Below are 24,912 nucleotides of genomic sequence, written 5' to 3'. Positions count from 1 at the left end.
ATGCGGTTAGGAAAAGTTATCGCGGGGGTTGCTGGGGGCGATTCAGCGGGTGGCGGTGATCGACTTGGGTCCGCGGCCGACGGCCACGACACCGGACTGCACGATCTCGCGGATCCCGTACGGCTCGACCATGCGCAGCAGCGCGTCGAGCTTGGAACGGGTGCCGGTCGCTTCGATGGTCAGCGCGTCGGGCGAGACATCGATCACCTTGGCGCGGAACAACTGCACGGCCTCGATCACCTGGGTGCGCACCGACGCGTCGGCCCGCACCTTCACCAGGATCAGCTCGCGGGCCACCGAGGCGTCGGCGTCCTGCTCCACGATCTTGATGACGTTGATCAGCTTGTTGAGCTGCTTGGTGACCTGCTCGAGCGGCAGATCGTCGACGGTCACGACGATCGTCATGCGCGAGATCTCGGGGATCTCGGTGCCACCGACGGCCAGGGATTCGATATTGAAGCCGCGGCGCGAGAACAGGCTCGCGACTCGCGCCAGCACGCCGGGCTTGTCCTCCACCAGGACGCTCAGCGTATGGGTCGTGCTCATTCGTCGGCGCCCTTCTCGGATGTGGCCTGCTCGCGTTCCATCGCCTCGTGGATGACGGCCGGTTCGGAGACCGACTCGTCCTCGTCGAAGAGCGGACGGATGCCGCGGGCGAACATGATCTCGTCGTTGCTGGTGCCCGAGGCGACCATCGGCCACACCTGGGCGTCCTTGCCGACGATGAAGTCGATGACGACCGGGCGGTCGGTGATGGCCTGTGCCTGCCGGATCGCGTCCTCGACCTCGGACTCCTTCTCCACCCGGATGCCGACGCAACCCAGCGCCTCGGCCAGCTTCACGAAATCGGGGATGCGCAGCGAGTGCGTGCCCAGATCGGTGTTGGAGTAGCGCTGTTCGTAGAACAGGGTCTGCCACTGGCGGACCATGCCCAGGTTGCCGTTGTTGATCAGGGCGACCTTGATCGGCACGCCTTCGATGGCGCAGGTGGCCAGTTCCTGGTTGGTCATCTGGAAGCAGCCGTCACCGTCGACCGCCCAGACTTCCTTGTCCGGCGCGCCCATCTTGGCGCCCATCGCGGCGGGAACCGAGTAACCCATGGTGCCGAGACCGCCCGAGTTGAGCCAGGTGCGCGGGTTCTCGTACTTGATGAACTGCGCGGCCCACATCTGGTGCTGGCCGACGCCGGCGCAGTAGATGGCCTCGGGGCCCGCGAGACGACCGAGCGTCTCGATGACGTACTCCGGCGAGACCGAGCCGTCGCTGGGGGTCTTCCAGCCCAGCGGGTAGTTCTCGCGGATGCCGCTGAGGTAGGCCCACCACTCGGTGAGGCTCAGCAGCGGTGCGGCGCCGGACTGCGGATCGGCCTTGAGGGTCTCGATCAGCTCGATGATCACCTCACGCGCGTCGCCCACGATCGGGACGTCGGCGTGGCGGTTCTTGCCGATCTCGGCCGGGTCGATGTCGGCGTGGATGACCTTCGCGTCGGGGGCGAAGGAGTCCAGCTGCCCGGTGACGCGGTCGTCGAAACGGGCGCCGAGGGTGATCAGCAGGTCCGACTTCTGCAGCGCGGCGACAGCACCGACGGTGCCGTGCATGCCGGGCATGCCCATGTTCAGGGTGTGGCTGTCGGGGAACGCTCCCCGCGCCATCAGGGTGGTGACCACCGGGATGCCGGTGAGTTCGGCCAGCTCGAGCAGTTCGGGCGAGGCGTCGGACTTGATGACACCGCCACCGACGTAGAGCACCGGCTGCTTGGACTCCAGGATCATCCTGGCGGCCTCGCGCACCTGCTTGCCGTGCGGCTTGGTGACCGGACGGTAGCCGGGCAGACGCATCTCCGGCGGCCACGAGAACGTGGTCTGGGCCTGCAGGGCGTCCTTGGTGATGTCGACCAGGACCGCGCCGGGGCGACCCGAGGCGGCGAGGTAGAACGCCTCGGCCAGGGTGCGCGGAATCTCGGCGGCGTCCTTGACCAGGAAGTTGTGCTTGGTGATCGGCATCGTGATGCCCGAGATATCGGCTTCCTGGAACGCGTCGGTGCCCACCAGGCTCGACGGCACCTGACCGGTGATCGCCACGATCGGGACCGAGTCCATCTGGGCGTCGGCCAGCGGGGTCACCAGGTTGGTGGCGCCGGGACCGGATGTGGCCATACACACACCGACCTTGCCCGAGGCCTGCGCGTAACCGGTCGCCGCGTGACCGGCGCCCTGCTCGTGCCGGACCAGGACGTGGCGGACCTTCTTCGAGTCGAACAGCGGGTCGTAGACAGGAAGGACCGCGCCGCCGGGAATGCCGAATACCGTGTCGACGTCGAGCTCTTCGAGGGACCGAACCACCGACTGGGCGCCGGTCACGCGCTCGGGCGCGACCTGGCGGCGGGTGGGGTTGGTCGCCGCGCTACCGGGGGTAGCTGAAGGCGCTGACCTGCGGGCCGATGGCCCGGGTCGTGCGGTTGGTGCACTCACCGTCTTCGTTCCTCACTGTCTCGTTCTGACTCGGACTGACCCGACAGGGCCGCTGGCATTCGCCCGAACACAAAAAAGCCCCCGCCCAGCGCATGGCTGTTCGAGGGTGGCGCGTCGCAAACGCGAGCTGACGTATTGACTGGGTGTCAGGCTCAGCGCTGGACGCGCCGGCCGATTACGAGCTCGTTTCGAATCACGCATACGACGTTAGGCGCGCGTAGTGCGTCGAGTCAAACAGGCTTTCCGCTCCGGTCCCATTCTGTGGGACTCGAGTGGTTGCGTGGGTCCGTGTACCAAGATGCGAGGATAGGAGGGTGTCATCACCGCATCAGTCCGTGCCACCGGCTAAATCGTCCCACACCACCGACGAGGGAACCGATACGGGTCGCCCGTCGCGACCCGGCGGCCTGCGCTCGGCCGGTCCGGGGCGGCTCGCGGCGATCGGCGCGGTGGTGCTGGCCTACCTGGTCTTCGTCGTCGTCGGCACCGTGCAGGACTGGTCGCTGGGGGTGCGGATCGGATTGATCGTGCCCGTCGCGGTGGTCGTCTGGCTGCTGGTGCCGCGCCGGACGAACACGCCGACGCCGGGTGTGCACGTGATCGGCGTTCCCCGCCTGGCCTATATCGGCGTGCTGGTGCTGGCGTTCTGTGTGTTCTTCCCGTTCGTCGGGTGGCCGGCCGTCCTGTGGCCGCTGCTGCTTGCCCCGGTGATCGCGGTGTGGTGGGTGGCGCGCACGCACACGACAGTGTCCGAGTCCGGCCTGGATCTGAGCTCGATGACCAGCACGAAGCACCTCGACTGGGCGCAGGTCAAGGGGATCAGCATTCCCAAGCGCGGCTCGGTGCGCGCCCGGCTCGACGACGAATCCGAGGTGAAGCTGCCTGCCGTCGGTTACGACCGGTTGCGTGAGCTGATCGAAGCGTCCGGCGGGCGCCTGCCTGATGTGTTCGCCGCCGCCGAAGCGGCCGAAGCCGAGCGTCTCGCCGCCGAGCGGGCCGCGGCGAAGGCGGAAGCCGACGCGAAGACCGAGCCCGAAGCCGAAGCGTCGGATGCGAAGGCCGAACCGGGAGCAGAGCCGAAGGCCGAGCAGTAACCGCGGGCACTGTGGGAATGAGCACGTCGGGAATCAGTACGTCGGCGCGATCCTTGTACCGGTAAGCTGACGGCGACCGGGCACCCCGCGCCGACGGCACCACCGCGGCGACACCTCACGGAGCGACACTCCCGCCTCGAGCCCCGGTTCCCGCTCCCCAGCACGCCACCACCGGCGCGATGCGACCATCGCCCGCCGGAGTAACGTGATGGGCTGCCGGACGCACCGCGATCGCGCCCGTGCCACGCAGGTCAGCCCCCTGCGCGCACGCTCGCCACGCACCCAGCGACATCACGAGGACTTCCATGCCACCGCTTCGCTCACGCACCACCACCATCGGCCGCAATGCTGCGGGCGCGCGCTCACTCTGGCGCGCGACCGGCATGACCGATTCCGACTTCGGCAAGCCGATCATCGCGATCGCGAACTCGTACACGCAGTTCGTTCCGGGTCACGTGCACCTCAAGAACATGGGCGACATCGTCGCCGAGGCCGTCCGCGCCGCCGGTGGGGTGCCGCGCGAGTTCCACACCATCGCCGTCGACGACGGTATCGCCATGGGCCACGGCGGCATGCTCTACTCGCTGCCCTCGCGCGAGATCATCGCCGACTCCGTGGAGTACATGGCCAACGCCCACACCGCCGACGCGCTGGTGTGTATCTCCAACTGCGACAAGATCACTCCCGGCATGCTCAATGCTGCGATGCGCCTGAACATCCCGGCCGTGTTCGTCTCCGGTGGGCCGATGGAAGCGGGCAAGGCCGTGATCGCCGACGGTGTCGCGCACGCGCCGCTCGATCTGGTCAGCGCGATCTCCGCGAGCGCGAGCCAGGAGGTGTCCGACGAAGGCCTGGACGAGGTCGAGCGGTCCGCCTGCCCGACCTGCGGTTCGTGTTCGGGCATGTTCACCGCGAACTCGATGAACTGCCTGACCGAGGCGCTGGGCCTCGCGCTGCCGGGCAACGGTTCCACCCTCGCCACCCACTCCGCGCGTCGTGCGCTGTTCGAGCGGGCAGGCACGGTGATCGTCGACATCGCCAAGCGCTGGTACCAGGACGACGACGCCTCGGTGCTGCCCCGGAACGTGGCCAACGTCAAGGCTTTCCGCAACGCGATGGCTCTCGACGTCGCCATGGGCGGCTCGACCAACACCGTGCTGCACACCCTCGCCGCCGCGCAGGAAGGCGAGATCGACTTCGATCTGCAGAGCATCGACGAGATCAGCCGCCGGGTGCCGTGCCTGTCGAAGGTGTCGCCGAACTCGGATTACCACATGGAAGACGTGCACCGCGCCGGCGGCATCCCCGCCATCCTCGGTGAGCTGCGTCGCGGTGGCCTGCTGGAAACCGACGTCACCACCGTGCACACCGCCTCGTTCGAGGAGTACCTCGACACCTGGGATGTGCGCTCGGGCAAGGCGTCCGAGGAAGCCATCGAGCTCTTCCACGCCGCCCCCGGTGGCGTGCGCACGGTCGAACCGTTCTCCACCAGCAACCGCTGGTCCTCGCTCGACACCGACGCCGCCGGTGGTTGCATCCGCGACGTCGAGAACGCCTACACCGTCGAGGGCGGGCTGTGCGTGCTGCGCGGCAACATCGCCCCCGACGGCGCGATCCTCAAGACCGCGGGCATCGACGAAGACCTGTTCACCTTCGAAGGCCCGGCCGTGGTGGTCGAATCGCAGGAGGAGGCGGTGTCGATGATCCTGGGCAAGAAGATCCAGCCCGGTGACGTGGTCGTCGTCCGCTACGAAGGTCCCGCCGGTGGTCCGGGCATGCAGGAGATGCTGCACCCGACCTCGTTCCTCAAGGGCCTCGGCCTGGGCAAGGTGTGCGCGCTGATCACCGACGGCCGCTTCTCCGGCGGCACCTCGGGTCTGTCGATCGGCCACGTCTCCCCCGAGGCCGCCTCGGGTGGCGTCATCGGCCTGGTCGAGAACGGCGACCGCATCCGCATCGATGTGCACACCCGCGCGCTGGAAGTCCTTGTCACCGACGAGGTCCTGGTCGAACGCCGCGCGAAGATGGAAGCCTCGGAGCGCCCGTGGCAGCCGCTCAACCGCGAACGCACGGTCACCACCGCCCTGCGCGCTTACGCGGCGCTGGCGACCTCGGCCGACAAGGGCGCCGTCCGCAAGGTGCCGTAAGAATCATCGAAAGACGAACGGCGTCCCTCGAATTCGAGGGACGCCGTTCGCGTTTCATCAGACCAGCGCGGGTTGGGTTGTCGATGTCGTCGACTCGTCGTCGCGGCCGGTTCGGGAGGGAATCAGGGCTGTGGCCACGAGGCCGAGCAGGACGAAGCCCGCGGCCAGGTAGGCGCCGAGGTTGATGCCGGTGGTCATGGCGGATCGGCCCGCGGTGGCTACTTCCTGTGTATCCGGTTGGGCGGCGAACCCTTCGATCGCCGCGCCCGCGCTGCCGGTGATGGCGTGGGCGTACTGCTGGGACTGGGCCGTGGGCATGCCCGTGGCCGTCAGATCCTTGTCGACGTTCGCGCTGAGCGTGGTGAAGAAGACGGTCGTGAGCAGGGCGATGCCCAGAGCGGAACCCAGCTGGCGGAAGGCGCTCTGGATGCCGGAGGCCTGGCCGTTGTCGGCTTCGGGAATATCGGCCAGCACGACGTTGGTCACCTGGGCCGTGGCGAAACCGACGCCGATGCCGTACACGCACAGGACAAGCGAGATCGACCACCACGAACTGTCGGTGGCGGCGAAGAGGCCGAGCGCGACCAGACCCACCACCTCGAGTCCCAGACCGAGCCGGACCATGTTCAACGGCGAGGCCTTGCCCGCGAGTCCGAAGCTGGCGCCGCTGGCGATGAAGCTGCCGATGGCGATCGGCACCAGCGCGAGACCGGACTGCAGGGCGCTGTAGCCCAGGGTGAACTGCAACCACAGCGGCAGCACGGCGACGATGCCGAACTCGCCCAAACCGATGATCAAGGTCGCGATATTGCCGTTGCGGAACGAGGCCAGCGAGAACAGGCTCAGATCCATCAGTGCCTTGTCGGCGTTGCCGCCGCGGCGCAGCAGCACCTGCCTGACGACGAAACCGCCCAGCGCCAGCACGCTCAGCACCAGCGCGACCAGAACCGGCGAAGGCCCACTGCCCCAGGTGAATCCGGCGATTCCCAGCGGGTGCACGGTGGTGATCCACCCATAGGTGCGACCCTCGACGAGCCCGAACGCGAGCAGCCCGAGACCGAGCACCGACAGGATCGAGCCGAGCACATCGAGTCGGCCCGCGACCTTCGGCGACGGCGCGATGCACGCCAGCACGCCCACCACGATCAGCACGGCCAGGGGCACATTGATGCCGAACGCCCAGCGCCACGACACGTGTTCGGCCAGCCAGCCACCGAGCAGCGGACCGAGCGCGGCGGCCGCTCCGATCGTGGAACCCCATACCGCGAAGGCCTGCCCACGGGCTTTGCCGGTGAAGGTGGCGTTGAGCAGAGCCAGTGAGGTCGGCAGGATCATCGCCGCGCCCGCGCCCTGCAGGAATCGGGCGATGACCAGCAGTCCGCCGTCCGGCGCGAGCCCGGCCAGGATGCTGGTCGCGCCGAACACCACGACACCGGCGACGAACACCCGGCGCGCCCCGACCATGTCCGCTACCCGGCCGACCACCAGCAGCAGGGCCGCGAAGACGATCGCGTAGGACTCCTGAATCCATTGCGCCTCGGTGGAACCCGTGTCCAGGTCTTCGATGATCGACGGGATGATCACGTTCACGATCGTGGTGTCGACCACGATCAGCGCCACGCCGAGGGCAATGGCGATCAAGCCGAGCCATCGGCGAAGGGACGACTCTTGACTCATCGCACACTCCTATTTCCATGGTGGAATATTTCCATGGTCAAAGTATATTGGGGGCAATAGGATGTCAAACGATGCGAAAGGAACCTATGAGCCAGTCGGACGCTCGCGCCCAGTACGAACGAATCCAGGAAGGCCTGCGGGCCTACGGCGCGAGTTACCGGGAACTCGCCCGCCGGTTCGCGACCTGGCTCGGCTTGCACTCGACCGATGCCGAGGCGCTGATCGAGATCCTCACCGCCGAGGAACGCGGCAGCACCCTGTCACCGGCACGGCTCAGCGAACGGATCTCGTTGTCCAACAGCGCCACCACCGCGCTGTTGAACCGGCTGGAACTGGCCGGTCATATCGTGCGCAGCCGAGAACACGACGACCGTCGCGTCATCACACTGCGCAGCACACCCCGCATCCACACCCTCGCCAACGATTTCTTCGGCCCACTCGGCACGAAGATGGAGCAGTCGGTGATGGGCGAATACACCCCCGAGGAGCTGCGCCGATTCGAGTCGTTCCTGGCCGACGTGCACGCCACCATGACCGCCCACCTGGCCGAACCCGCACCATCGCGACCACTGATGTCGTAAGCACATCGGCAGGCCGACCGAGCCACCGCCGCCGCGTCATCGACGCACCACGCCTGGGTCTGGCCGAAAGACGCGCAGAGGCGGATCAGAAGGGGCCGACGCCCTCCAGCGGGTTGCCGCCGTGGAGGAACCAGAAGGTGAGGACGGCGGCGGCGATGGCCAGTACGACCACGCCGAAAGAGCCGTAGGAAGGGCGAGTGGCCCAGCCTCGGGTGCGGTCGAAGGACCAGCGGCCGGGGCCGGTGAGGATGATCGCCAGGGCGGCACCGGCCAGGATGGAGTCGAGCTCGACGCCGGTGGGGGTGCCCGCGTTGTACTGGAAGCCGGGGACCATGCCCTGCTTCCACATCCAGGCGTTCAGGATCGTGGCCAGGACGGCGCCCGCGGCGAGCGGGGTGGCCAGGCCGATCACCAGGAGGATGCCGCCGCCGAGTTCACCGGCGATCACCAGCGCGGTCGACAGCGACGGGTAGTCCCAGCCGCCGCTTTCCATCATGGTCTTGGTGCCGTCGAGGCCGGGTCCGTGGAACCAGCCGGTCAGCTTCTGCAGACCGTGATAGATGAAGGTGTAGCCGACCACCAGGCGCAGCACGAACAGGCCGAGGTCGAGGGTGCCGCGGCGGGCCTCGCGATTGCGGCGCTGCAAGCGGACGGTGTCCGCCGAGGCCGCGGACGCGGGCGGAATCGTCGCGTACCCGTAGTCATCGCCGCCGCGACCGGTCGGCGCGGTGCTCGCACCGGGAACCTCGTCGGGGTCGAGACCGAGATCCTCGTCGGTGCGTGGGATGTCCTTCGGATCGGGCTTGCGCATCTGCGTCGTCGGCGAATCGAACGGGCTGGTCACCGGGCGACCCGCCGCCGACGCGCCCTGCCCGGCCGCTGCCGAACCTTCGGCCTTCGGAGTGTCATTCGACTTGTCGGTCACCGACCCAGCTTATGACGCGGTGTGCCGGTGCGCCGCCCTTCACCACAACGGGCGTGTCAGGCCCGCTCGACCGCCGGTCGTCACGAACCGCGCCCGCCCCGGGCGCAGGGCGCCGCCGGCAATGGGGTTCGCAGTGACAGGCGCGCCGGGCCCGCGCTGGTGCCGGTAACGTCTGAACCATGAGTTCGGGAATCGCGGGCCGCGTGGCAGTCGGGGTGGCACTCGGCACCGTTTTGCTAGCCGGGTGCGCCCGTTTCGACGAGTCGGCGTCGAGTCCGTTCACCACCGAACCGCAACTGAGTGGGTCGGGCGCGGAACCGAAGAAGCCCCAGGACGATCCCTCGCAGCCGCCGCGACCGACCGGACCGTGCATCGATCCCGATCCCAATGTCATCGCCACCTGCATGGAATCGGGGGCCGGGCTGATCGCGGTGGGCGAGGGCGCCTTCGTCGCGGAACGAAAGACCGGGCGGATCCTGCAGGTGAAGCCGGTCGACGCGAGCACACCGCAGGAGACGCCGGTGGAGATCGCCAGCGTGCCCGTCGACGGGTCGGCCGACGGCGGCATCTCCGATATCGTGCTCTCCCCCACCTTCGGTGAGGACGGGCTGATGTACGCCTACATCACCACCGGCAGCGACAATCGGGTCGTGCGGCTGTCCAAGGGCGGGGCCGCCAAGCCGATCCTCACCGGAATCCCCAAGGGCGCCGACGGAAATCGCGGCGCCTTGGAATGGGCGACGCCGACGCAGCTGATGATTCTCACCGGCGATGCCGGAAACCCCGGCGCCGCAGCCGATCCCGGCTCGCTCGGCGGCAAACTGCTGCGCCTGGAATCGCCGTCGGCGGGCGCGAACACCCCGCAGGTGGTGGCGTCGGGCATCGGCTCGGCCGGCGACATCTGCCGCGACGGCAAGGAAGGCATGTGGGTCACCGACCGCACCGCCGCCGAGGACCGCCTCCAGCACCTGAGCCCCGACGGCACCCTCACCGTCTCCTGGACCTGGCCCGACCGTCCCGGCGTCGGCGGCTGCACGGCCACCGGTGACGGCGTCGGCATCGCGCTCAGCGAGGGCAAGGCACTGGCCGCCGTCGCCGCGGACCCCAACACGTTCGCCGTCACCACCGCCCCCACCCTGATCGCGCAGGACAAGTACGGCAAGCTCCTCGGCGCCACCGCCAGCGCCGACGGCAGCATCTGGGTCACCACCACCAACAAAACCAACGGCGAGCCAGGCGAATTCGACGACCGCGTCGTCCGCATCCCACCCCCGCAGGGTGGAGCCGGCGGCCCCGACTAGAAGCACGGCTATCGCCCGTACCCGGGTACGGGCGAACCGGTCCACTTCACTTCCGCCGGTCACCGACGGAAGTGAAGTGGCGCCTGGGTCCGGCCTGGAGGCGCGGGCTAGCTACACGCGGCGATGACCAGGTCGCGGACGCGGGCGGCGTCGGCTTGGCCGCGGGTGGCCTTCATGACGTCGCCGACGATCTTGCCCGCGGCAGCCACCTTGCCGGAGCGGATCTTCTCGGCGATATCGGGGTTGGCGGCGAGGGCCTTCTCGACCTCGGCCTGCAGGGCCGAGTCGTCGCTGACCATGCCGAGGCCCTTGGCTTCGACGATGGCGGCGGGCTCGCCCTCACCGGCGAGGACGAAGTCGACGACCTGCTTGGCGACCTTGTTGTTGACGGTCTTGGTTTCCACCAGCGCGATCACCGCGGCGACCTGGGCGGGGGTGATGGGCAGGTCGGCGAGGGCGATGTCGCGTTCCTTGGCCTTCTCGGTCAGGTAGGCCACCCACCAGGAGCGCGCCTCGTTGGCGGGTGCGCCCGCGTCGACGGTGGCGATGATGAGGTCGAGGGCGCCCGCGTTGACGAGGTCGCGCATCACCTCGTCGGACAGGCCCCAGTCGGCCTGGATCCGGGCGCGCACCAGCCACGGGTATTCGGGGATGGTGGCGCGCAGTTCCTCGACCCACTCGGCGGCCGGGGCGACGGGCTCGAGGTCGGGCTCGGGGAAGTAGCGGTAGTCCTCGGCGGTTTCCTTGCGGCGACCGGCGGCGGTGGACCCGTCGGCTTCCTGGAAGTGGCGGGTCTCCTGGATGATCTCGCCGCCCGCGGTGAGCACGGCGGCCTGGCGGCGCATCTCGTAGCGCACCGCGACCTCGACGCTCTTGAGCGAGTTCACGTTCTTGGTCTCGGTGCGGGTGCCGAATTCCTTGGCGCCGATCGGCATCAGGGACACGTTGGCGTCGCAGCGCAGCGAACCCTGCTCCATCTTCACATCGGAGACATCGAGCGAACGCAGCACCTCGCGCAGCGCGGTGACATACGCGCGAGCCACCTCGGGGGCGCGCTCACCGGCACCGGTGATGGTCTTGGTGACGATCTCGATCAGCGGCACGCCCGCGCGGTTGAAGTCGAGCAGCGAGTGACTGGCACCGTGGATGCGTCCGGTCGCGCCGCCGACGTGCAGGGACTTGCCGGTGTCCTCCTCCATGTGCGCGCGCTCGATCTCCACGCGGAAGACGGCCCCGTCGTCGAGGGTCACGTCGAGGTAGCCCTCGGTGGCGATCGGCTCGTCGTACTGGCTGATCTGGTAGTTCTTCGGCTGATCGGGGTAGAAGTAGTTCTTGCGCGCGAACCGGCCCCACGGGGTGATCGAACAGTTCAGCGCGAGACCGATCCGGATGGCCGATTCGATGGCCTTCTCGTTCACCACGGGCAGCGAGCCGGGCAGGCCGAGGCACACCGGGCACACCTGGGTATTGGGTTCGGCGCCGAACTCGGTGGGGCAACCGCAGAACATCTTGGTCGCCGTGGACAACTCGACGTGGACCTCCATGCCGAGCACCGGCTCGTACCGGGAGATGACATCGGCGTAATCCATCAACTCGACCGTGGGTGCACTCATAACGAGCAGTCTAGGTAAGCCCGCTGACGCACTCGGCCGGTGGTCCTAGCGGGGCGGGACGCGCTGGGCGAGCCAGCCGGTGACGTAGGTGAGTACCGCCGGGTCGATGGTCGTCTCGATGGTGGCGTATTCGCTGGGTTTGCCGGTGGCGGTGGGCTGCATCAGGTGGTTGAGACCGGGGAAGGTGTGCACAGTCGCGTCGGGCGCGTCGGCGAGGTTCTCGCGCATCGGGCCTTCGTTCTGGGTGGCGAGGACCTGCTGGTCCTTGTCGCCGAAGAACGCCAGCACCGGCACACGCAGCGCCTGCAGCGTCGGTTTCGGGTCGTGGGTGATGAACGAGGTCATGTACGGAGTGTTGAACCCGTCGACGACCTCCTGGGGTGCGCGTTCGGCCACCGGCAGGGAGTCGTTGTGCCGCTGGGTGAAGGCCTCGGCGCCCTCGAGATCGCCCGCGCGCAGCAACCTCGACCACTCCGTGACGTAGGCGACCTGCTGGTCGATCTGGTCCTGCGGTGTACCCGTTCCGGCCATGATCACCTTGTTCTGCTCGATCAGCACCTCGGCGCCGGGTACCGACGGACCCGCCATCAGGACCGCGAAGGCGATGTCGCTGCCGGGCAGCGCGGCGACCATCGGCGCGAGGTAGCCGCCTTCGCTGTGCCCGAACAGACCCACCCGGGCGGGATCGATCTCGGGGCGGGTGCGCAGGAACGCGAGGCCCGCGGCCGCGTCGGCGGCGAGTTCGGGGTAGGTGGCGTCGTCGAGAATGCCGCTGGTGCCGCCGACCCCACGGTCGTCGGCGCGCAGCACGGCATAGCCCGCGCGAGTGAAGGTGTCGGCGAGCAGCTGAAACGGGCGGTGGCCCATCAGCTCTTCGTCGCGGTCCTGCGGTCCACTCCCCGTGATCAGTAGCATCGCCGGAAACGGGCCGCTGCCTTCGGGTTCGGTGAGCGTGCCCGCGAGGGTGATGTCGCCGTTGCGATAGGTGACATCCTCGCTGCGGTACGGGTACGGCGGTTTCGGGTCCTGCGGGCGAGGCAGGCTCTCGATCTTGCCGCGCTGCAGCGTGACCGGAGCCTTCTCCCCGGACTGCACCCAGTCACCGGTGAGCCGGTCACCGTCGAGCTTGCCGCGAAACCCGGGGTCACCCGGCGTGCCGGGGATGGCGAACTCCACCCGGTCCGGTTCGGTGCGAACATCTTTCAGTGGCGCGTCACTCACACCCTGAACCGGGATGTCGATGGTGGCCGACCCGTCCTCGGCGAAACTCACCCCGATCGCGATCGGCTGCCCCGGCACCTCGATGTCACCGTGCCAGCTGCCCCGCACCGTGGGGGCCGCCACCTGGTCCGAGGACGCCGAACACCCCGTCACCAGCGCGGCGACGACGAACAGAACCGAAACGATCACTCGACCGGTGCGCATGAACCCACGGTACCGACGCGCACCGGCAACGGTCGAGAACCGGAATCCTTCGCGCCGCTATCAGCCGAAGAACGCCGATGCCTCACTGAGCCGTTCCGGCGGAACGCGTTTGAGCTGTTTGGTCGCCTCCGACAGCGGAACCAGCCCGATCGTGGTGCCGTGCAGTGCCACCATCTGACCGAAATGTCCCGCGTGCACCGCCTCGGCCGCGTGCACGCCGAACCGCGTCGCGAGAATCCGGTCGTAGGGCGTGGGACTGCCACCGCGCTGGATATGACCGAGCACCGTGGTGCGGACCTCCTTGCCGATGCGGCGTTCGATCTCCGACCCCAGCTGCTGGGCGACGCCGGTGAACCGCTCGTGGCCGAACTCGTCGATCCCGCCCTCGCGCAGCGCGAATCCGGATTCCGGCGCGGGATGCGCGCCCTCGGCGACCACGCAGATGAAGCTCTTGTCACCGCGCTGGAAGCGGGCCTTGATCATCGCGCACACCCGGGACACGTCGAACGGTTCCTCGGGCACCAGGGTCAGGTGGGCGCCCGCGGCGATCCCGGAGTTCAGCGCGATCCAGCCGGCGTGGCGGCCCATCACCTCGACCAGCATCACCCGCTGGTGGGATTCGGCGGTGGTGTGCAGGCGATCGATGGCCTCGGTGGCGATCGAGAGCGCGGTGTCGTGGCCGAAGGTGACGTCGGTGCAGTCGATGTCGTTGTCGATGGTCTTGGGCACGCCGACCACCGGCACGCCCTCGTCGGCGAGCCAGCTCGCGGCGGTGAGGGTGCCTTCGCCGCCGATGGGGATCAGCGCTTCGATGCCGTTGTCGTCGAGGGTCTGCTGGATCCTGGGCAGGCCGGCGCGCAGCACCTCGGGGTTGGTGCGCGCGGTGCCGAGCATCGTGCCGCCCTTGGTGAGCAGGCGGTCGGTGCGATCGTCGTTGTGAATGCGGATCTTTCGATCCTCGAGTAGGCCGCGCCACCCGTCCTCGAAACCGACGATGGCATCGCCGTAGCGTCCGTTCGCGGTGCGGACCACAGCCCGGATCACCGCGTTCAGACCTGGACAATCTCCGCCTCCGGTCAAGACTCCGATGCGCATGGCATTCATCTTGCCGCACCGGCCTCGATCAGGGGCAGTGACCTCCGGCCAGCTCGCTCAGGTGCCCCGAGATGAGCGTCGCCATCTTGTCGAGCATGGCCATACCGTCGCTGAAACCGCCCGAATCCGGTTGTGCGGCGAAGGCGATCGCGATCCGGCCGGTGGGCGAGTCGATCAGACCGAACTGGCGGACCAGGTACTTTCCGGCCGGGTCGGGCCCCCACCCGCCCTTGAACTCGGCACTGCCGAACGCGCCGAGACCCCAGTGGTGGCTGGCGATGATCTGCTGCATCAGCCCGACCACGCGCTCGCTCTGCGGGATGCACGGCAGCTGCGAGGCGAAGCGCACCTGGTCGGCCAGCGTCCATTCGGCCTGGCCGTAGACCGACGCGTCGGCGCGGGTGCGCGTCGCCGGCACGGTGGTGCGGGTGTCGCCGCCTTCGCGCAGCACGCCTTCCACCGCCTTGGCGGCGTCGGCACCGCCGCCGAGCGAGGCCCACAGGGTGTCGGCGGCGCCGTTGTCCGACGCGGTGATCGCCGCGGAGGCGTACGACGAGTAGGCGGCGCTGTTGCGCAGGGCCGCGATGGCGAGCGGCACCTTGATCGTCGACCAGGCCGGACCGGAGGACCAGTTGCCGAAGGTGACCATCTTCTTGCCGCCCACCGGCATGATCGCCAGCCCCGCGCTACCGCGGAAACCCTGCTGGAGCTCGGTGAAATCGGCGGCCAGGCTGCCGGGTACCGCGATCGAGAACGTTCCGTTGTCGACACCGGGATCGGCGACGGGAACCGTGGTGGTCACGCTGGGCCGGGCGGCCTTCGGCTCGGTACCGCAACCCGCGGTAGCGAGCACGACCACGCCCAGCAACGCGGACAGCGCCACCCGGACATGATGGCGTCGTTCATTATTCATTATGTGAAGCATTTTCGTTTGTAAACTCCCCCGGGGCGTTCGGTGCTGGCGACCCGTACCGTTACCGTACTGCGACATATGCCGATCGCCCACTTCGAGCACCGAACCTCAGGTCAGACGGTGTTCGCCCGTATAGATGTTCATCGTTTCGGCACGCAGGAAGCCGACGAGGGTGAGGTCGGACTCGGCGGCCAGGTCGACGGCGAGCGAGCTCGGCGCCGACACCGCGGCCAGGATCGGGATCCCGGCCATCACCGCCTTCTGCGCCAGTTCGAACGACGCGCGACTGCTCACCACCAGCACCAGATCGTGCGCGGGCACCCGGTTCTCGCGCACGGCCCAGCCGATCACCTTGTCCACGGCGTTGTGCCTGCCGATGTCCTCACGCAGGGCGAGCAACGTGCCGTCGGTGGTGAACAGGCCCGCCGCGTGCAAGCCACCGGTGGCGTCGAACACCTTCTGCCCGGCGCGCAGCTGTTTCGACAGGTCGGTCAGGGTGTCGATGCTGATCGACACCGATTCGTGCGGGATCGGGAAGCGGCTGTGGGTGCGCACTTCGTCCAGCGCGGTCTTACCGCAGAGGCCGCAGGCGCCGGTGGTGAGGAAATTGCGGGTGTGCAGCGGCACCGGATTGCGCAGGCGCAGATCCAGGACGTTGTAGGTGTTGCGACCGTCGCTGTCGGTACCCGCGCAGTAGCGCGCGGTGACGATGTCGTCGGCCGAGCCGATGATGTCCTCGCCGAACAGGAAACCGTGGACGAGGTCGATGTCGTCGCCGGGGGTACGCATGGTGACAGTGAGCGATCGGCCGTCGACCCGGATCTCGAGCGGCTCCTCGACGGCGAGCGTGTCGGGTCGCTGGATCCGCCCGGCCGGGGACAGGCGGGTCGTCTTGCGCCGTGCGGTGACTCTGCTCATCCAGGTATCGGGTCAGTCGTCCTGGTCGTCGGCCGCTTTGTTGCGCGCCTTCGCGATCTCGAGCGCCTTCTCGGCGGTGGCCTGGTCCGGGTAGGGACCCATCCGATCGCCGTACCAGCAGGCCTTGCCCTGTTCGGCCCGGTGGTGCTTGATGCAGTAGTACCACTCGTTGTCGTCAGCCATGCCGACAGTATGCAACGTCTCGCATACCGGCGTCTCGCAGGTGGGCAACGCGCCTTGCCTACGCCCTTCCGTGATCTCGGCGGTAGAGAATCCAACCGAGGCACTGACAGGGCACATCTTTCTCGACCCGCATTCACCGCGAAGGGAAGATTTGACATGGCTGACGGTCCGCACACCATCTGGGATCCCGATCGGGGCCCGAGCGCAGCAGCCGACCGGGCGGCCGTGCCGAAAGCCAAGCCCTATCGCCATCCCGCGGCGGGCTGGGGTGCGGCGATCGCGGTCGGGAAGTTCATGGTCGGCAAGGAGCACGAGCCGTTCATCGGCACCAAGGCCATCCTGAAGATGAACCATCAGGAACGCGGCTTCGACTGTCCGGGCTGCGCGTGGCCCGACGCGACCGACGGCTTGGTCCTCGATGTGTGCGAGAACGGCATCAAGCACGTCACCTGGGAGATGACACACAAGCGGTGCACCCCCGAGTTCTTCGCTCAGCACACCGTGACCGAGCTGGCCACCTGGAGTTCCTTCGATCTCGAAGACCAGGGCAGGCTCACCGAGCCGATGGTCTACGACCCCGAGACCGACCACTATGTGCCGATCAGCTGGGCCGACGCGTTCGAGACGGTGGGCAAGGCGCTGCGCGAGCTGTCCGACCCGAACGAGGCCGCGTTCTACACCTCGGGCCGACTCGCCAACGAGGCCACGTTCCTCTACCAGTTGATGGTGCGCGAGTACGGCACCAACAATCTGCCCGACTGTTCCAACATGTGCCACGAAGCCAGTGGCCGGGCCCTGCAGGCCTCGCTCGGCACGGGCAAGGGCACCTGCGACCTCGAGGACTGGGACAAGGCCGACGCGCTGTTCGTCATGGGCCTCAATGTCGCCTCCAACGCGCCGCGCATGCTGACCTCGCTCGCCGAGGCCTACAAGCGCGGCGCCCAGGTGGTGCACGTGAATCCGCTGATCGAAGCGGGTTCACGCAACACGATCATCCCGCACGACTTCCTCGCGATGGCCGCCTTCCACCCGACCAAGACCGGCACCCTCAACCTGCAGGTACGCATCGGCGGCGACTTCGCGCTGATCCGCGGCATGGCCAAGGCCGTTCTCGAAGAGTCCACGACCGACGAGAAGGCGCTCGACCACGAGTTCATCGAGCGCTACACCGTCGGCTTCGACGAATACGTGCGCGAGGTGGAGGCGACCAGCTGGGCCGATATCCGGACCGAGTCGGGCCTGACCGAGGCCGAGGTCCGCAAGGCCGCCCGCGTCTACTGCGACTCCGACCGCAGCATCATCAGCTGGTGTCTCGGCGTCACCCAGCACGAGCACGGCGTGGAGACGATCCGCGAGATCGTCAACCTACTGCTCCTGCGGGGCAACCTGGGTCGCGAAGGCGCGGGCCCGTCCCCGGTGCGCGGGCACAGCAATGTGCAGGGCAACCGGACGTGCGGCATCGACAACAATCCGTCCGCCGCGTTCCTCGACCGGCTGGCCGAGGTGTGTGGGATCGACGTGCCGCGCGCCAACGGCTACGACGTCGTCTCCGCGATCGAGGCGATGCACAAGGGCGCGCTGAAGTTCTTCATGAGCATGGGCGGCAACCTCGTCCAGGCCGCGCCCGACAGCGAATACACCTTCGAGGCGTTCCGGAAGGCCGACTTCACCGTCATGGTCTCCACCAAGCTCAACCGCAGCCACGTCGTGCACGGCAAGCGCGCACTGATTCTGCCCTGCCTCGCGCGCACCGAACACGACGAGCAGCGCAGCGGCCCGCAGGTGGTGTCGATGGAGAACGGCATGGCCGTGGTGCACCTGTCCCAAGGGATGAAGAAGCCCGCCTCGCCACATCTGCTGTCCGAGCCCGCGATTCTGGCCGGTATCGCCACCGCCGCACTGCCCGAGACGAAGACGCCGTGGGAGTACTACGTCGAGGACTATGACCGCATCCGCGACACCATGGCGAAAGTCCTGGACGGTTTCGAGGACTACAACCGGCGTGTGCGGCTGGGGCTCGGGTTCCGGATCCGTCAGCCCGCACGGGAGCTGATCTTCCTCACCCCGTCGGGCAAGGCGGAATTCTCCGCCGCCACGCTGCCCGACACGACCAACCCGGCCGGGGTCCTCACCCTGGCGACGCAGCGCTCACATGACCAGTGGAACACCACCATCTACACCAGCAACGATCGCTATCGCGGGGTGAAGAACCTGCGCACGCTGATCTTCATGAACTCGCGCGATATGCGCGAGCGCGGCCTGACCGAGTTCGACGAGGTCGACATCACCAGTACCGCCCGTGACGGGTCGACGCGGACGCTCCACCGGTACAAGGTCGTCACCTACGACATTCCGCCGGGTTGCGCCGCCGGGTACATGCCGGAAATGAATGTGCTGTGCGCGATCGGCGATTACAGCACCGAGAGCGATCAGCCGATGATGAAGAGCGTGAAAGTGACTGTCGCACCGTCGAATTGAATTCTCCGAGGAGCTGGTAACCGATGTCATATCTGCTCGCACTCATCGCCGAACCCGGCGAGAACTCCCCGGCACAGCAGTTGGCGACCGAGACCCAGCAGGTCGCGATCCGCAACACTGTCGACGTGGTGAGCCTGGCCGAGCTCGACACCCTGCCCGCCTACAGTGCCGCGATCGACACCGAGGACGGGCGGCCGCGGATCGCCGACCAGTTGCGCCGCTCCACGCTGGAAGCCGACGGTGTGCTGCTGTTCGCCGCCGAGGGCGAGACCGTGGCGCCGCTGGCGGCGAGTGTGATCGCGTGGCTGGCCAACCCGGAATCGGCGCCTGCCGTCGGGGGCAAGCCGGTCGCGGTGATCACGGTGGGGCCCGGCGAGGTGATCAACCAGGACTTGGCGGACCGGTTGCGCAAGGCGGGCGCCGAGGTGGTGGCCGACGGCGTGTCGATCACCGGGCCGTGGAGTGACCCGGACACCGTGGCCAGGCTCGGCGACACGGTGGTCGCGGTCGCGTCGGCGAGCTGAGGTTCCGCACGCGACCGCGGCCCCGGGTTATGGGGGGCCGCGGTCGTTTTCGGGTCAGTAGACGTAGACCACGGCGTTCTCACCGCCGGTGCAGGTGACGAGTTTGCCTTCCGGTGCGCACGTCATCGTGTAAGTGCGGCCGGTCACCGGGCTGGTCGCCACCACCGGGCGAGCTCCCGAGCCGCCACCGGCGTAGGCCTCCCGGACCGCTTCGGCGAACCCGCAGCTGGTGACCGCGCTGCCGACGGCGACCTTGCTGTAAGAGCCGGTGGCGGAACCGGATTCACAGGGCTGCGCCCCCGCGGGCAGGGAGACCGGTCCCGCCGAGGTGGTGGGAGCGGCCGTGGTCGCGCGCGGGGTCGTGCCCGCGGGTTGGCCGGAACTGCCCGGCGCCTGCGAAATCGGTGCGGCCGTGGCGGTCTCGGTGGGTTCGGCGGCCGACATCATGCGCCAGCCGATCGCGCCACCGACCGCGAGTACCAGGACGGCGAAGACGCCGGCCAGCACCGGCAGCAGAACCGATCGCCTGCGCTCCGAATCCTGGTGCGCCCAGGCCGGATCCGGACCGTACGCGGGATCGGGACCGTACGCGGGGTCGGGTCCGTAACCGGGATCGTAGGCCGGATCGCGGTAGGCGTGATCACCGTAGGCGTGATCACCGTAGGCGCTGGGCGGCTCGTCGTAGTCGGAGTACGCGTTCTCCTGACCCACGTACTGCCGGGTCGCGGCCGCCCGGGCCGGGTCCTCGAACTCCGGCGGGGCCTGATGAGCAGCGAAAGGCGCCGCACCGCCACGGTACTGATGTGTCGGCTGTGAGCGCTGCGGATCGGGTTCGTCGGCGCCGTAGTGCTGAGTCGGTGCCGACCGCTGCATCTCGGCGGGGTCGTACTGCTCGGTCGGCGGAGCGTACTGCCCGGGCGTGGCACCGAACCGGTCGTCGGCATCCTCGTCGAAACGATCGGCGGGACTACCGAATCGGTCGCGCGGATCATCGAGATCGCCGCCGAACTTCTGCGTCGGCGGCGCGAAGGCGGCGGGTTTGTATTGCTCGGTCGGCGGCCCGAACGCGTCGCCTCGGCCCTGACCACGAGGGCCGTCGAATCCGTCATCCGGCGGGCCGCCGAAACGGCTTGCGGGACTCGCGAACCGGTCCTCGGGGGTGTTCTGGTCCGCACCGAACCGCTGAGTCGGAGCCGCGAGGGGGGCGGGCGAATTCGGGCGGGGAGCGTCGAATTCCGGTGCGGGGGTGGGGAATCGGGGGTTGGGGTTCGATGCGGGCGGAAGGTACTGCTCCGTCGGCGGGGTGAACGCGGCCGGGAGGGGATGTTCGCCGGAGTACCGCTGGGTGGGGGCGCCTCGGTGCGGGTCCTGCTGCGGGATCCGGTGCGGGCCGGTGGGCGCCGGGTAGGGGGTGGCCGAAGCGGGACGCTGCGGCTGCAGGAGGGGAGCCGACGTTTCACCCGGCTGCGCACCGTCGTAGAGGTGTGCGTCGGGGAAGGGGCGCATCCGCGGGAGGCCCTGGTCGGGGGTGTAGGCCGGGGGCGGCTCGGGAGCCTCCGGCTCATCGCCCGACGGGAGGGGGGCGAAGTAGGTGTCGGCGGGCCGGATTTCGGCGGGGCCGGTCGGTTGGATCACCGCGGGAATCGAGATCTCGCCGGTGCCCTCGGCGGGAACACGGCGGAAACCGGTGGTATCCGATGCCCCGGCGCGCGCCTCGGGCGGGCGGATGATCAAGGTCGGCTGGGCGCCGGTCGCGGTCGACTGGCTGCGCGAGGTCTCCACACCACCGGTCGCGGTCACCGCGCCGATCACCCGGAACTCCCCCGTCGGCGTCGGTATCTGCTCGACGTCGGCGGGCTCCTCCGAGTCGGGGGCTCCCTTGCGGGCACCACTGGCGGCACCGATGGGCACCGCACGCGCTGGACCGGTCGCGGACCCCGCGGGCCCGCCACGCTCGGCGCCACCGACCGGCACCCCGGTGGCCCCGCGCCCCACACCGGCAGCGAAACCGGCGGCAGCGGCGAAACCGCGCCCGGGAGCCGAACCCGGGGCACCCGAGGGCGCGCCGGCAGCACTGCGGAGCGTGGGGCCGCACGGAGAATCTGGCGTCACATCATGGCCGCCGGGGACTCGGCGGGCACCGTCGTACGACGCGAAAGCACCCGAGGGCGCGGGCGCGGCGACTTCCCGCACGGCCGAAGCCAACGCTCGGCGAGCGGCGACAGCCAGCGCACCGGCCGACGCATAGCGGTCGGCCGGGTCCTTGGCCATGCCGGTCGCGATGACGTCGTCGAGGGCACCGGGTATCCCGTGCAGTAACTCGCTCGGCCGCGGTGGGGCCTCGGACAGGTGCGCGCGGACCAGCACGCTCATGCTGGCCGCGGGGAACGGCGAAGCGCCGGTGAGGCATTCGTGCAGGACACAGGCCAGCGAGTACACGTCGGCGCGGTGTGAGATCGGGCCCACATCGAAACGTTCCGGCGCCATGTAGATGTAGGAGCCCACCGCCATCCCGGCCTGGGTCACCGCGCTGTCGCCCTCGGTGTGGGCGATGCCGAAGTCGGCGAGGTAGGCGAAGTCGGCGGGCGTGACCAGGATGTTGGCGGGCTTCACATCGCGATGCACCAGCCCACCCGCGTGCGCGGCGTCCAGCGCGGCGGCGATCTGCTCGACGACGGCGACCGCGCGTTCCGGGTTCATCGGCCCGCCCCCGCGCAGCACGGTCCGCAGATCGGAGCCGGGCACCAGGCGCATATCGATGAACAGGACCCCGTCGATCACGCCCCAGTCGTGGATCGGGATGACGTGCGGTTCGGCCAGCTTGGCCGCGGCTTGGGATTCGCGGCGGAATCGGACCTGGTAGGCCGGGTCCTGCGCGAGCTCCTCGGCCAGCAACTTCAGAGCGACCACTCGGTCCTTGCCGGTGTCGTAGGCCTCGTAGACCTCGCCCATCCCGCCTTTGCCCAGCATCGACCGCAACTCGTACGGGCCGAATCTGCTCCCCGTCCGTGACCCAGGTGCCTGCACCAGCGTCCGCCTCCCACTTCTGGCAGGCCCGTGGACCTGCTTCTCAGTAGGAAGATTCTCCCGGTGTCACTACGCCGTGGTCAAACGCGAACACGATCGCGGCGGCTCGATCGCGCAGGTCGAGCTTGCCGAATATGTGTCCGACGTGGCTTTTCACGGTTACTTCCGAGATACCGAGTTCGGCGGCGATCTCGCTGTTGACCCGGCCCGAGCCGATCAATTCGAGCACTTCGTACTCGCGAGCGGTGAGTTCGCCGAGCCGGCGATCGGTTCGGGTACCGACCGGTTTCACTGTTCGATACGCCGTGAGCACCCGTCCCGTCACCGAGGGATCGAGCCACGCGCCGCCGCCCGCCACGGTGCGGACCGCGCGGATCAGATCCTCCGCGGGCGAATCCTTGAGCAGGAAGCCCGCGGCGCCCGCGCGCAGCGCGCCGGAGAGGAGCTGATCGTCGTCGAAGGTGGTGAGCACCAGCACCGGCGGAGCGTCGGGGCGGGCGCGCAGCAACCGGGTCGCATCTATGCCGCCGACCCGCTTCATCCGCAGATCCATCAGCACCACATCGGGTCGTTGCGCGGCGACGGCGGCCGCGACCTCGTCGCCGTCGGCGCACTCGTTGATGGTGAAACCGTCGCGACGCCGCAGGATGCGACGCAATCCGCCGCGCACGAGCTCCTGGTCGTCGACCACGAGCACTGTCACCAGCTGCTCGATCGGCGAAGCGGTCGTCACGTGTCCTCCTGGGGTTTGTTCCAGAGCTTGCCCGGCAACATGGTCGACAGGGTGGCGCACGGGCCCGATCGCAGCGGGAAGCCGACCCGCACGGTCCAGCCGTCGTCGCCGTCGCCCGCGGTGATCTTGCCACCGAGCAGTTCGGTGCGTTTGCGCATGCCGCGCAGTCCCATCCCGGTATCGCGGCGCCACGCGGGCCACAGCGGCGGCAGCGGATTCGACACGACCAGCGTCGCCGCCTCGGCCGAGACATCGAAGCGCACCGTGGCGGGGGTGCCCGGCGCGTGCTTGATGACGTTGGCCAGCGATTCCTGACCGATCCGGTAGAGCGCGTGGCCGATGGCGCCGGAGACGGAGGTCAGGTCGCCGGTGCGCGCGTAGTCGACGGTGAGCCCGGCCCGGCGGAAGTCACCGACGAGCTCGTCGATATCGGCGGCGCCCGGCTCGGGAGCCAGTTGCGCCGGGCCCGCGTCGAGCATGCCCACGGTGCGCCGGATGTCGGCCATCGCCTGGCGGCCGAGGCGTTCGGCCTCGACGAGCGCCTCCACCGCCTCGGTGACGTCCTCGTCGGTTTGGAGGGCACGGCGGGCGGCGGTCAGGTGCAGCAGAGTGATCGAGAGCGAATGGGCGATCACATCGTGGACTTCGCGGGCGATCCGGCGCCGTTCCTCGTCGGCGGCCTGACCGGAGCGGATCGCCTGATTCTCGCGCTCTTGATACAGGAATCGCCGCTGATATTGCAGCATCACCCCGACGAACATGCCGAGCAGGATGCCGATGACATACATCGGCAGTCCGGCCAGCGGCTGCTCACCCCAGTGCACGTGCCCGGCCACGTCGAACGCGACCAGTTCGAGGATCGCGAGCAGGGTGAATCCGATCGTCCACCCGCGCGAAGCGACCGCGGCCACCTCACCGGCGACGATCACCAGCACGAACGGCGCGAAGTCGGCGTTGACCGGCTGCAACAGGAACAGGGCGCAGGAAGCCAGGGCGCTCCCCTTCAGCAGCACGGGGTGCGGATTCACCCGGAAGATCGCGAACAGCGGGATCGGCAGGAACGCGGTGGCCATCGCCACCAGCGGCAGCACGGTCGGGAAGTACGCATGCCGTTGGATCACCGCCGCACCGGTGACCACCAGTAGCGCGAGGTCAGCGGCCATGATCACCGCGGGCGGATAGTCGTAGGGCAACGATTCGATGCGCTCGCGCACCGTGGTGAGCAACCGTGCCACCGCGGCCCTGGCCGCGAACCGCCGCCGCGGGCTCGCTTTGCCCGGCGCCTTCGCGGGGATGGCGTGGCTCACATCCATGATGTAAGGCTAGTCGCCGCGTAGCGGGTGAGCATCGTCCCGCGAACGGTACCGATCTCCTACCTGAGTAGGAGAAGAAGTCGGGTCCTTGGCACGACGATTCACCCTGTCGCCGCCCGTAACGTTCGATTCACCCGCTCACGGAAGGTGAAGCCCATGACCTGGACCGATCTACACCACCGCACCGAGATCGTGCACACCGTGCTCGCCAGGGCAGCGATCGACCCGAACGACCCGGCCCTGTTCGCCGGCATCGCCGAACTCGACACGCTCTTCGGCGGAGTCGACGGCCTGCTGCAGGCGCTGGCCAACCGCTGGGACAATCATCTGCGCGTCAAACTCGAACTGGCCGAGATCGATGGCCGCACTCCGATGGAGGCCTATCTCGAGCTGGCCGCCGAACAACCGGCCCTGCGCGGGCTTCTCGACGCACGCCCGGCGATCGGGCAGACTACCCGCGACCGCGCACTCGCACGCTGAAACCCGAAACTCCC

20 protein-coding genes are annotated in these 24,912 nt (G+C 68.6%); 7 read left to right on the top strand and 13 right to left on the bottom strand.

Translation table 11 applies throughout. From position 1 onward, the window contains the following. Positions 1-42 precede the first annotated feature (42 nt). Both ilvN and ACFWFP_RS01860 read right to left on the bottom strand, forming a co-directional pair. Complete coding sequence (gene ilvN / locus ACFWFP_RS01865) at positions 43-546, bottom strand: acetolactate synthase small subunit (RefSeq protein ID WP_019048314.1); 504 nt, start codon at positions 544-546, stop codon at positions 43-45. Beyond that, positions 543-2,471: an acetolactate synthase large subunit gene (locus ACFWFP_RS01860; RefSeq protein ID WP_379292643.1), complete on the bottom strand. Its 1,929-nt coding sequence runs from the start codon at positions 2,469-2,471 to the stop codon at positions 543-545. The genes ilvN and ACFWFP_RS01860 overlap by 4 nt, the downstream gene beginning before the upstream one ends. Before the next feature lie 314 nt (positions 2,472-2,785). Here ACFWFP_RS01860 and ACFWFP_RS01855 point away from each other — a divergent pair, with 314 nt between their 5' ends. Together ACFWFP_RS01855 and ilvD are read left to right on the top strand one after the other, a co-directional pair. Further along, positions 2,786-3,565 carry a PH domain-containing protein gene (locus ACFWFP_RS01855; protein ID WP_379292642.1) on the top strand — a complete coding sequence of 260 codons (780 nt, stop codon included), beginning with the start codon at positions 2,786-2,788 and terminating at the stop codon, positions 3,563-3,565. Positions 3,566-3,870: 305 nt separating this feature from the next. Continuing rightward, the gene (ilvD, locus tag ACFWFP_RS01850; RefSeq protein WP_379292641.1) at positions 3,871-5,712 is read left to right on the top strand and encodes a dihydroxy-acid dehydratase; all 1,842 of its coding nucleotides are present in this window, start codon (positions 3,871-3,873) and stop codon (positions 5,710-5,712) included. Between the two features lie 57 nt (positions 5,713-5,769). Here the strand turns inward: ilvD and ACFWFP_RS01845 are convergent, their stop codons facing one another. Beyond that, on the bottom strand, positions 5,770-7,389 hold the full coding sequence (locus ACFWFP_RS01845) for a DHA2 family efflux MFS transporter permease subunit (protein WP_379292640.1): 1,620 nt from the start codon (positions 7,387-7,389) through the stop codon (positions 5,770-5,772). Between the two features lie 86 nt (positions 7,390-7,475). Here ACFWFP_RS01845 and ACFWFP_RS01840 point away from each other — a divergent pair, with 86 nt between their 5' ends. Continuing rightward, positions 7,476-7,970, top strand: coding sequence for a MarR family winged helix-turn-helix transcriptional regulator (locus tag ACFWFP_RS01840; RefSeq protein ID WP_379292638.1), 495 nt, complete (start codon positions 7,476-7,478; stop codon positions 7,968-7,970). A gap of 85 nt (positions 7,971-8,055) precedes the next feature. On the opposite strand, the gene ACFWFP_RS01835 is transcribed toward ACFWFP_RS01840, so the two are convergent. Beyond that, on the bottom strand, positions 8,056-8,895 hold the full coding sequence (locus tag ACFWFP_RS01835) for a DoxX family protein (protein WP_379292637.1): 840 nt from the start codon (positions 8,893-8,895) through the stop codon (positions 8,056-8,058). A gap of 179 nt (positions 8,896-9,074) precedes the next feature. Between ACFWFP_RS01835 and ACFWFP_RS01830 the strand changes: the two genes are divergently transcribed. Further along, entirely contained in the window at positions 9,075-10,196 is a 1,122-nt protein-coding gene (locus ACFWFP_RS01830) for a PQQ-dependent sugar dehydrogenase (RefSeq protein WP_379292636.1), read from the top strand. A 107-nt stretch (positions 10,197-10,303) separates the two neighbouring features. On the opposite strand, the gene gatB is transcribed toward ACFWFP_RS01830, so the two are convergent. The 6 genes from gatB to ACFWFP_RS01800 form a co-directional block, all read right to left on the bottom strand. Continuing rightward, a complete protein-coding gene (gatB, locus tag ACFWFP_RS01825) occupies positions 10,304-11,809 on the bottom strand; it encodes an Asp-tRNA(Asn)/Glu-tRNA(Gln) amidotransferase subunit GatB (protein WP_379292635.1) in 1,506 nt (501 codons plus the stop codon). 45 nt (positions 11,810-11,854) lie between these two features. Next, entirely contained in the window at positions 11,855-13,234 is a 1,380-nt protein-coding gene (locus ACFWFP_RS01820; RefSeq protein ID WP_379292634.1) for an alpha/beta hydrolase family protein, read from the bottom strand. Positions 13,235-13,294: 60 nt separating this feature from the next. Continuing rightward, positions 13,295-14,329, bottom strand: a complete 1,035-nt coding sequence (locus ACFWFP_RS01815; protein WP_379292633.1) for an ATP-dependent 6-phosphofructokinase — start codon at positions 14,327-14,329, stop codon at positions 13,295-13,297. Positions 14,330-14,357: 28 nt separating this feature from the next. After that, positions 14,358-15,242 (bottom strand): hypothetical protein, encoded by an 885-nt coding sequence (locus ACFWFP_RS01810; protein ID WP_379292632.1) that lies wholly within the window; start codon positions 15,240-15,242, stop codon positions 14,358-14,360. Positions 15,243-15,350: 108 nt separating this feature from the next. Beyond that, a complete protein-coding gene (fdhD, locus tag ACFWFP_RS01805; protein WP_379292631.1) occupies positions 15,351-16,160 on the bottom strand; it encodes a formate dehydrogenase accessory sulfurtransferase FdhD in 810 nt (269 codons plus the stop codon). A gap of 12 nt (positions 16,161-16,172) precedes the next feature. After that, positions 16,173-16,343 (bottom strand): hypothetical protein, encoded by a 171-nt coding sequence (locus ACFWFP_RS01800; RefSeq protein ID WP_379292630.1) that lies wholly within the window; start codon positions 16,341-16,343, stop codon positions 16,173-16,175. Between the two features lie 156 nt (positions 16,344-16,499). Between ACFWFP_RS01800 and ACFWFP_RS01795 the strand changes: the two genes are divergently transcribed. Next, the gene (locus tag ACFWFP_RS01795; protein ID WP_379292629.1) at positions 16,500-18,821 is read left to right on the top strand and encodes an FdhF/YdeP family oxidoreductase; all 2,322 of its coding nucleotides are present in this window, start codon (positions 16,500-16,502) and stop codon (positions 18,819-18,821) included. Between the two features lie 23 nt (positions 18,822-18,844). Then, on the top strand, positions 18,845-19,345 hold the full coding sequence (locus tag ACFWFP_RS01790) for an NADPH-dependent FMN reductase (RefSeq protein WP_379292628.1): 501 nt from the start codon (positions 18,845-18,847) through the stop codon (positions 19,343-19,345). A gap of 54 nt (positions 19,346-19,399) precedes the next feature. Here the strand turns inward: ACFWFP_RS01790 and ACFWFP_RS01785 are convergent, their stop codons facing one another. From ACFWFP_RS01785 to ACFWFP_RS01775, 3 genes are read right to left on the bottom strand one after another with little or no spacing between them, the layout of a single operon-like run. After that, entirely contained in the window at positions 19,400-22,372 is a 2,973-nt protein-coding gene (locus ACFWFP_RS01785) for a protein kinase (protein WP_379292627.1), read from the bottom strand. Positions 22,373-22,415: 43 nt separating this feature from the next. Continuing rightward, positions 22,416-23,105 (bottom strand): response regulator transcription factor, encoded by a 690-nt coding sequence (locus tag ACFWFP_RS01780; RefSeq protein ID WP_358063879.1) that lies wholly within the window; start codon positions 23,103-23,105, stop codon positions 22,416-22,418. Further along, on the bottom strand, positions 23,102-24,418 hold the full coding sequence (locus ACFWFP_RS01775; protein ID WP_379292626.1) for a sensor histidine kinase: 1,317 nt from the start codon (positions 24,416-24,418) through the stop codon (positions 23,102-23,104). The genes ACFWFP_RS01780 and ACFWFP_RS01775 overlap by 4 nt, the downstream gene beginning before the upstream one ends. Positions 24,419-24,574: 156 nt before the next feature. Here ACFWFP_RS01775 and ACFWFP_RS01770 point away from each other — a divergent pair, with 156 nt between their 5' ends. Continuing rightward, positions 24,575-24,898 carry a hypothetical protein gene (locus ACFWFP_RS01770; RefSeq protein ID WP_379221237.1) on the top strand — a complete coding sequence of 108 codons (324 nt, stop codon included), beginning with the start codon at positions 24,575-24,577 and terminating at the stop codon, positions 24,896-24,898. Positions 24,899-24,912: the final 14 nt, after the last annotated feature.

The sequence above is a fragment of the Nocardia sp. NPDC060249 genome (assembly GCF_042728755.1).
Lineage (GTDB): Bacteria > Actinomycetota > Actinomycetes > Mycobacteriales > Mycobacteriaceae > Nocardia.
Note: the sequence above shows the minus strand (reverse complement) of the source record. Positions and strands in the feature narration are given on the sequence as shown.

Bases quoted from the DNA above. Each gene is read 5' to 3' on its own strand.
- ilvN (WP_019048314.1), bottom strand. From the start codon at position 546: ATGAGCACGACCCATACGCTGAGCGTCCTGGTGGAGGACAAGCCCGGC.
- ilvD (WP_379292641.1), top strand. From the start codon at position 3,871: ATGCCACCGCTTCGCTCACGCACCACCACCATCGGCCGCAATGCTGCG.
- ACFWFP_RS01845 (WP_379292640.1), bottom strand. From the start codon at position 7,389: ATGAGTCAAGAGTCGTCCCTTCGCCGATGGCTCGGCTTGATCGCCATT.
- ACFWFP_RS01840 (WP_379292638.1), top strand. From the start codon at position 7,476: ATGAGCCAGTCGGACGCTCGCGCCCAGTACGAACGAATCCAGGAAGGC.
- ACFWFP_RS01830 (WP_379292636.1), top strand. From the start codon at position 9,075: ATGAGTTCGGGAATCGCGGGCCGCGTGGCAGTCGGGGTGGCACTCGGC.
- gatB (WP_379292635.1), bottom strand. From the start codon at position 11,809: ATGAGTGCACCCACGGTCGAGTTGATGGATTACGCCGATGTCATCTCC.
- ACFWFP_RS01820 (WP_379292634.1), bottom strand. From the start codon at position 13,234: ATGCGCACCGGTCGAGTGATCGTTTCGGTTCTGTTCGTCGTCGCCGCG.
- ACFWFP_RS01815 (WP_379292633.1), bottom strand. From the start codon at position 14,329: ATGCGCATCGGAGTCTTGACCGGAGGCGGAGATTGTCCAGGTCTGAAC.
- ACFWFP_RS01810 (WP_379292632.1), bottom strand. From the start codon at position 15,242: ATGAATAATGAACGACGCCATCATGTCCGGGTGGCGCTGTCCGCGTTG.
- fdhD (WP_379292631.1), bottom strand. From the start codon at position 16,160: ATGAGCAGAGTCACCGCACGGCGCAAGACGACCCGCCTGTCCCCGGCC.
- ACFWFP_RS01800 (WP_379292630.1), bottom strand. From the start codon at position 16,343: ATGGCTGACGACAACGAGTGGTACTACTGCATCAAGCACCACCGGGCC.
- ACFWFP_RS01795 (WP_379292629.1), top strand. From the start codon at position 16,500: ATGGCTGACGGTCCGCACACCATCTGGGATCCCGATCGGGGCCCGAGC.
- ACFWFP_RS01790 (WP_379292628.1), top strand. From the start codon at position 18,845: ATGTCATATCTGCTCGCACTCATCGCCGAACCCGGCGAGAACTCCCCG.
- ACFWFP_RS01775 (WP_379292626.1), bottom strand. From the start codon at position 24,418: ATGGATGTGAGCCACGCCATCCCCGCGAAGGCGCCGGGCAAAGCGAGC.
- ACFWFP_RS01770 (WP_379221237.1), top strand. From the start codon at position 24,575: ATGACCTGGACCGATCTACACCACCGCACCGAGATCGTGCACACCGTG.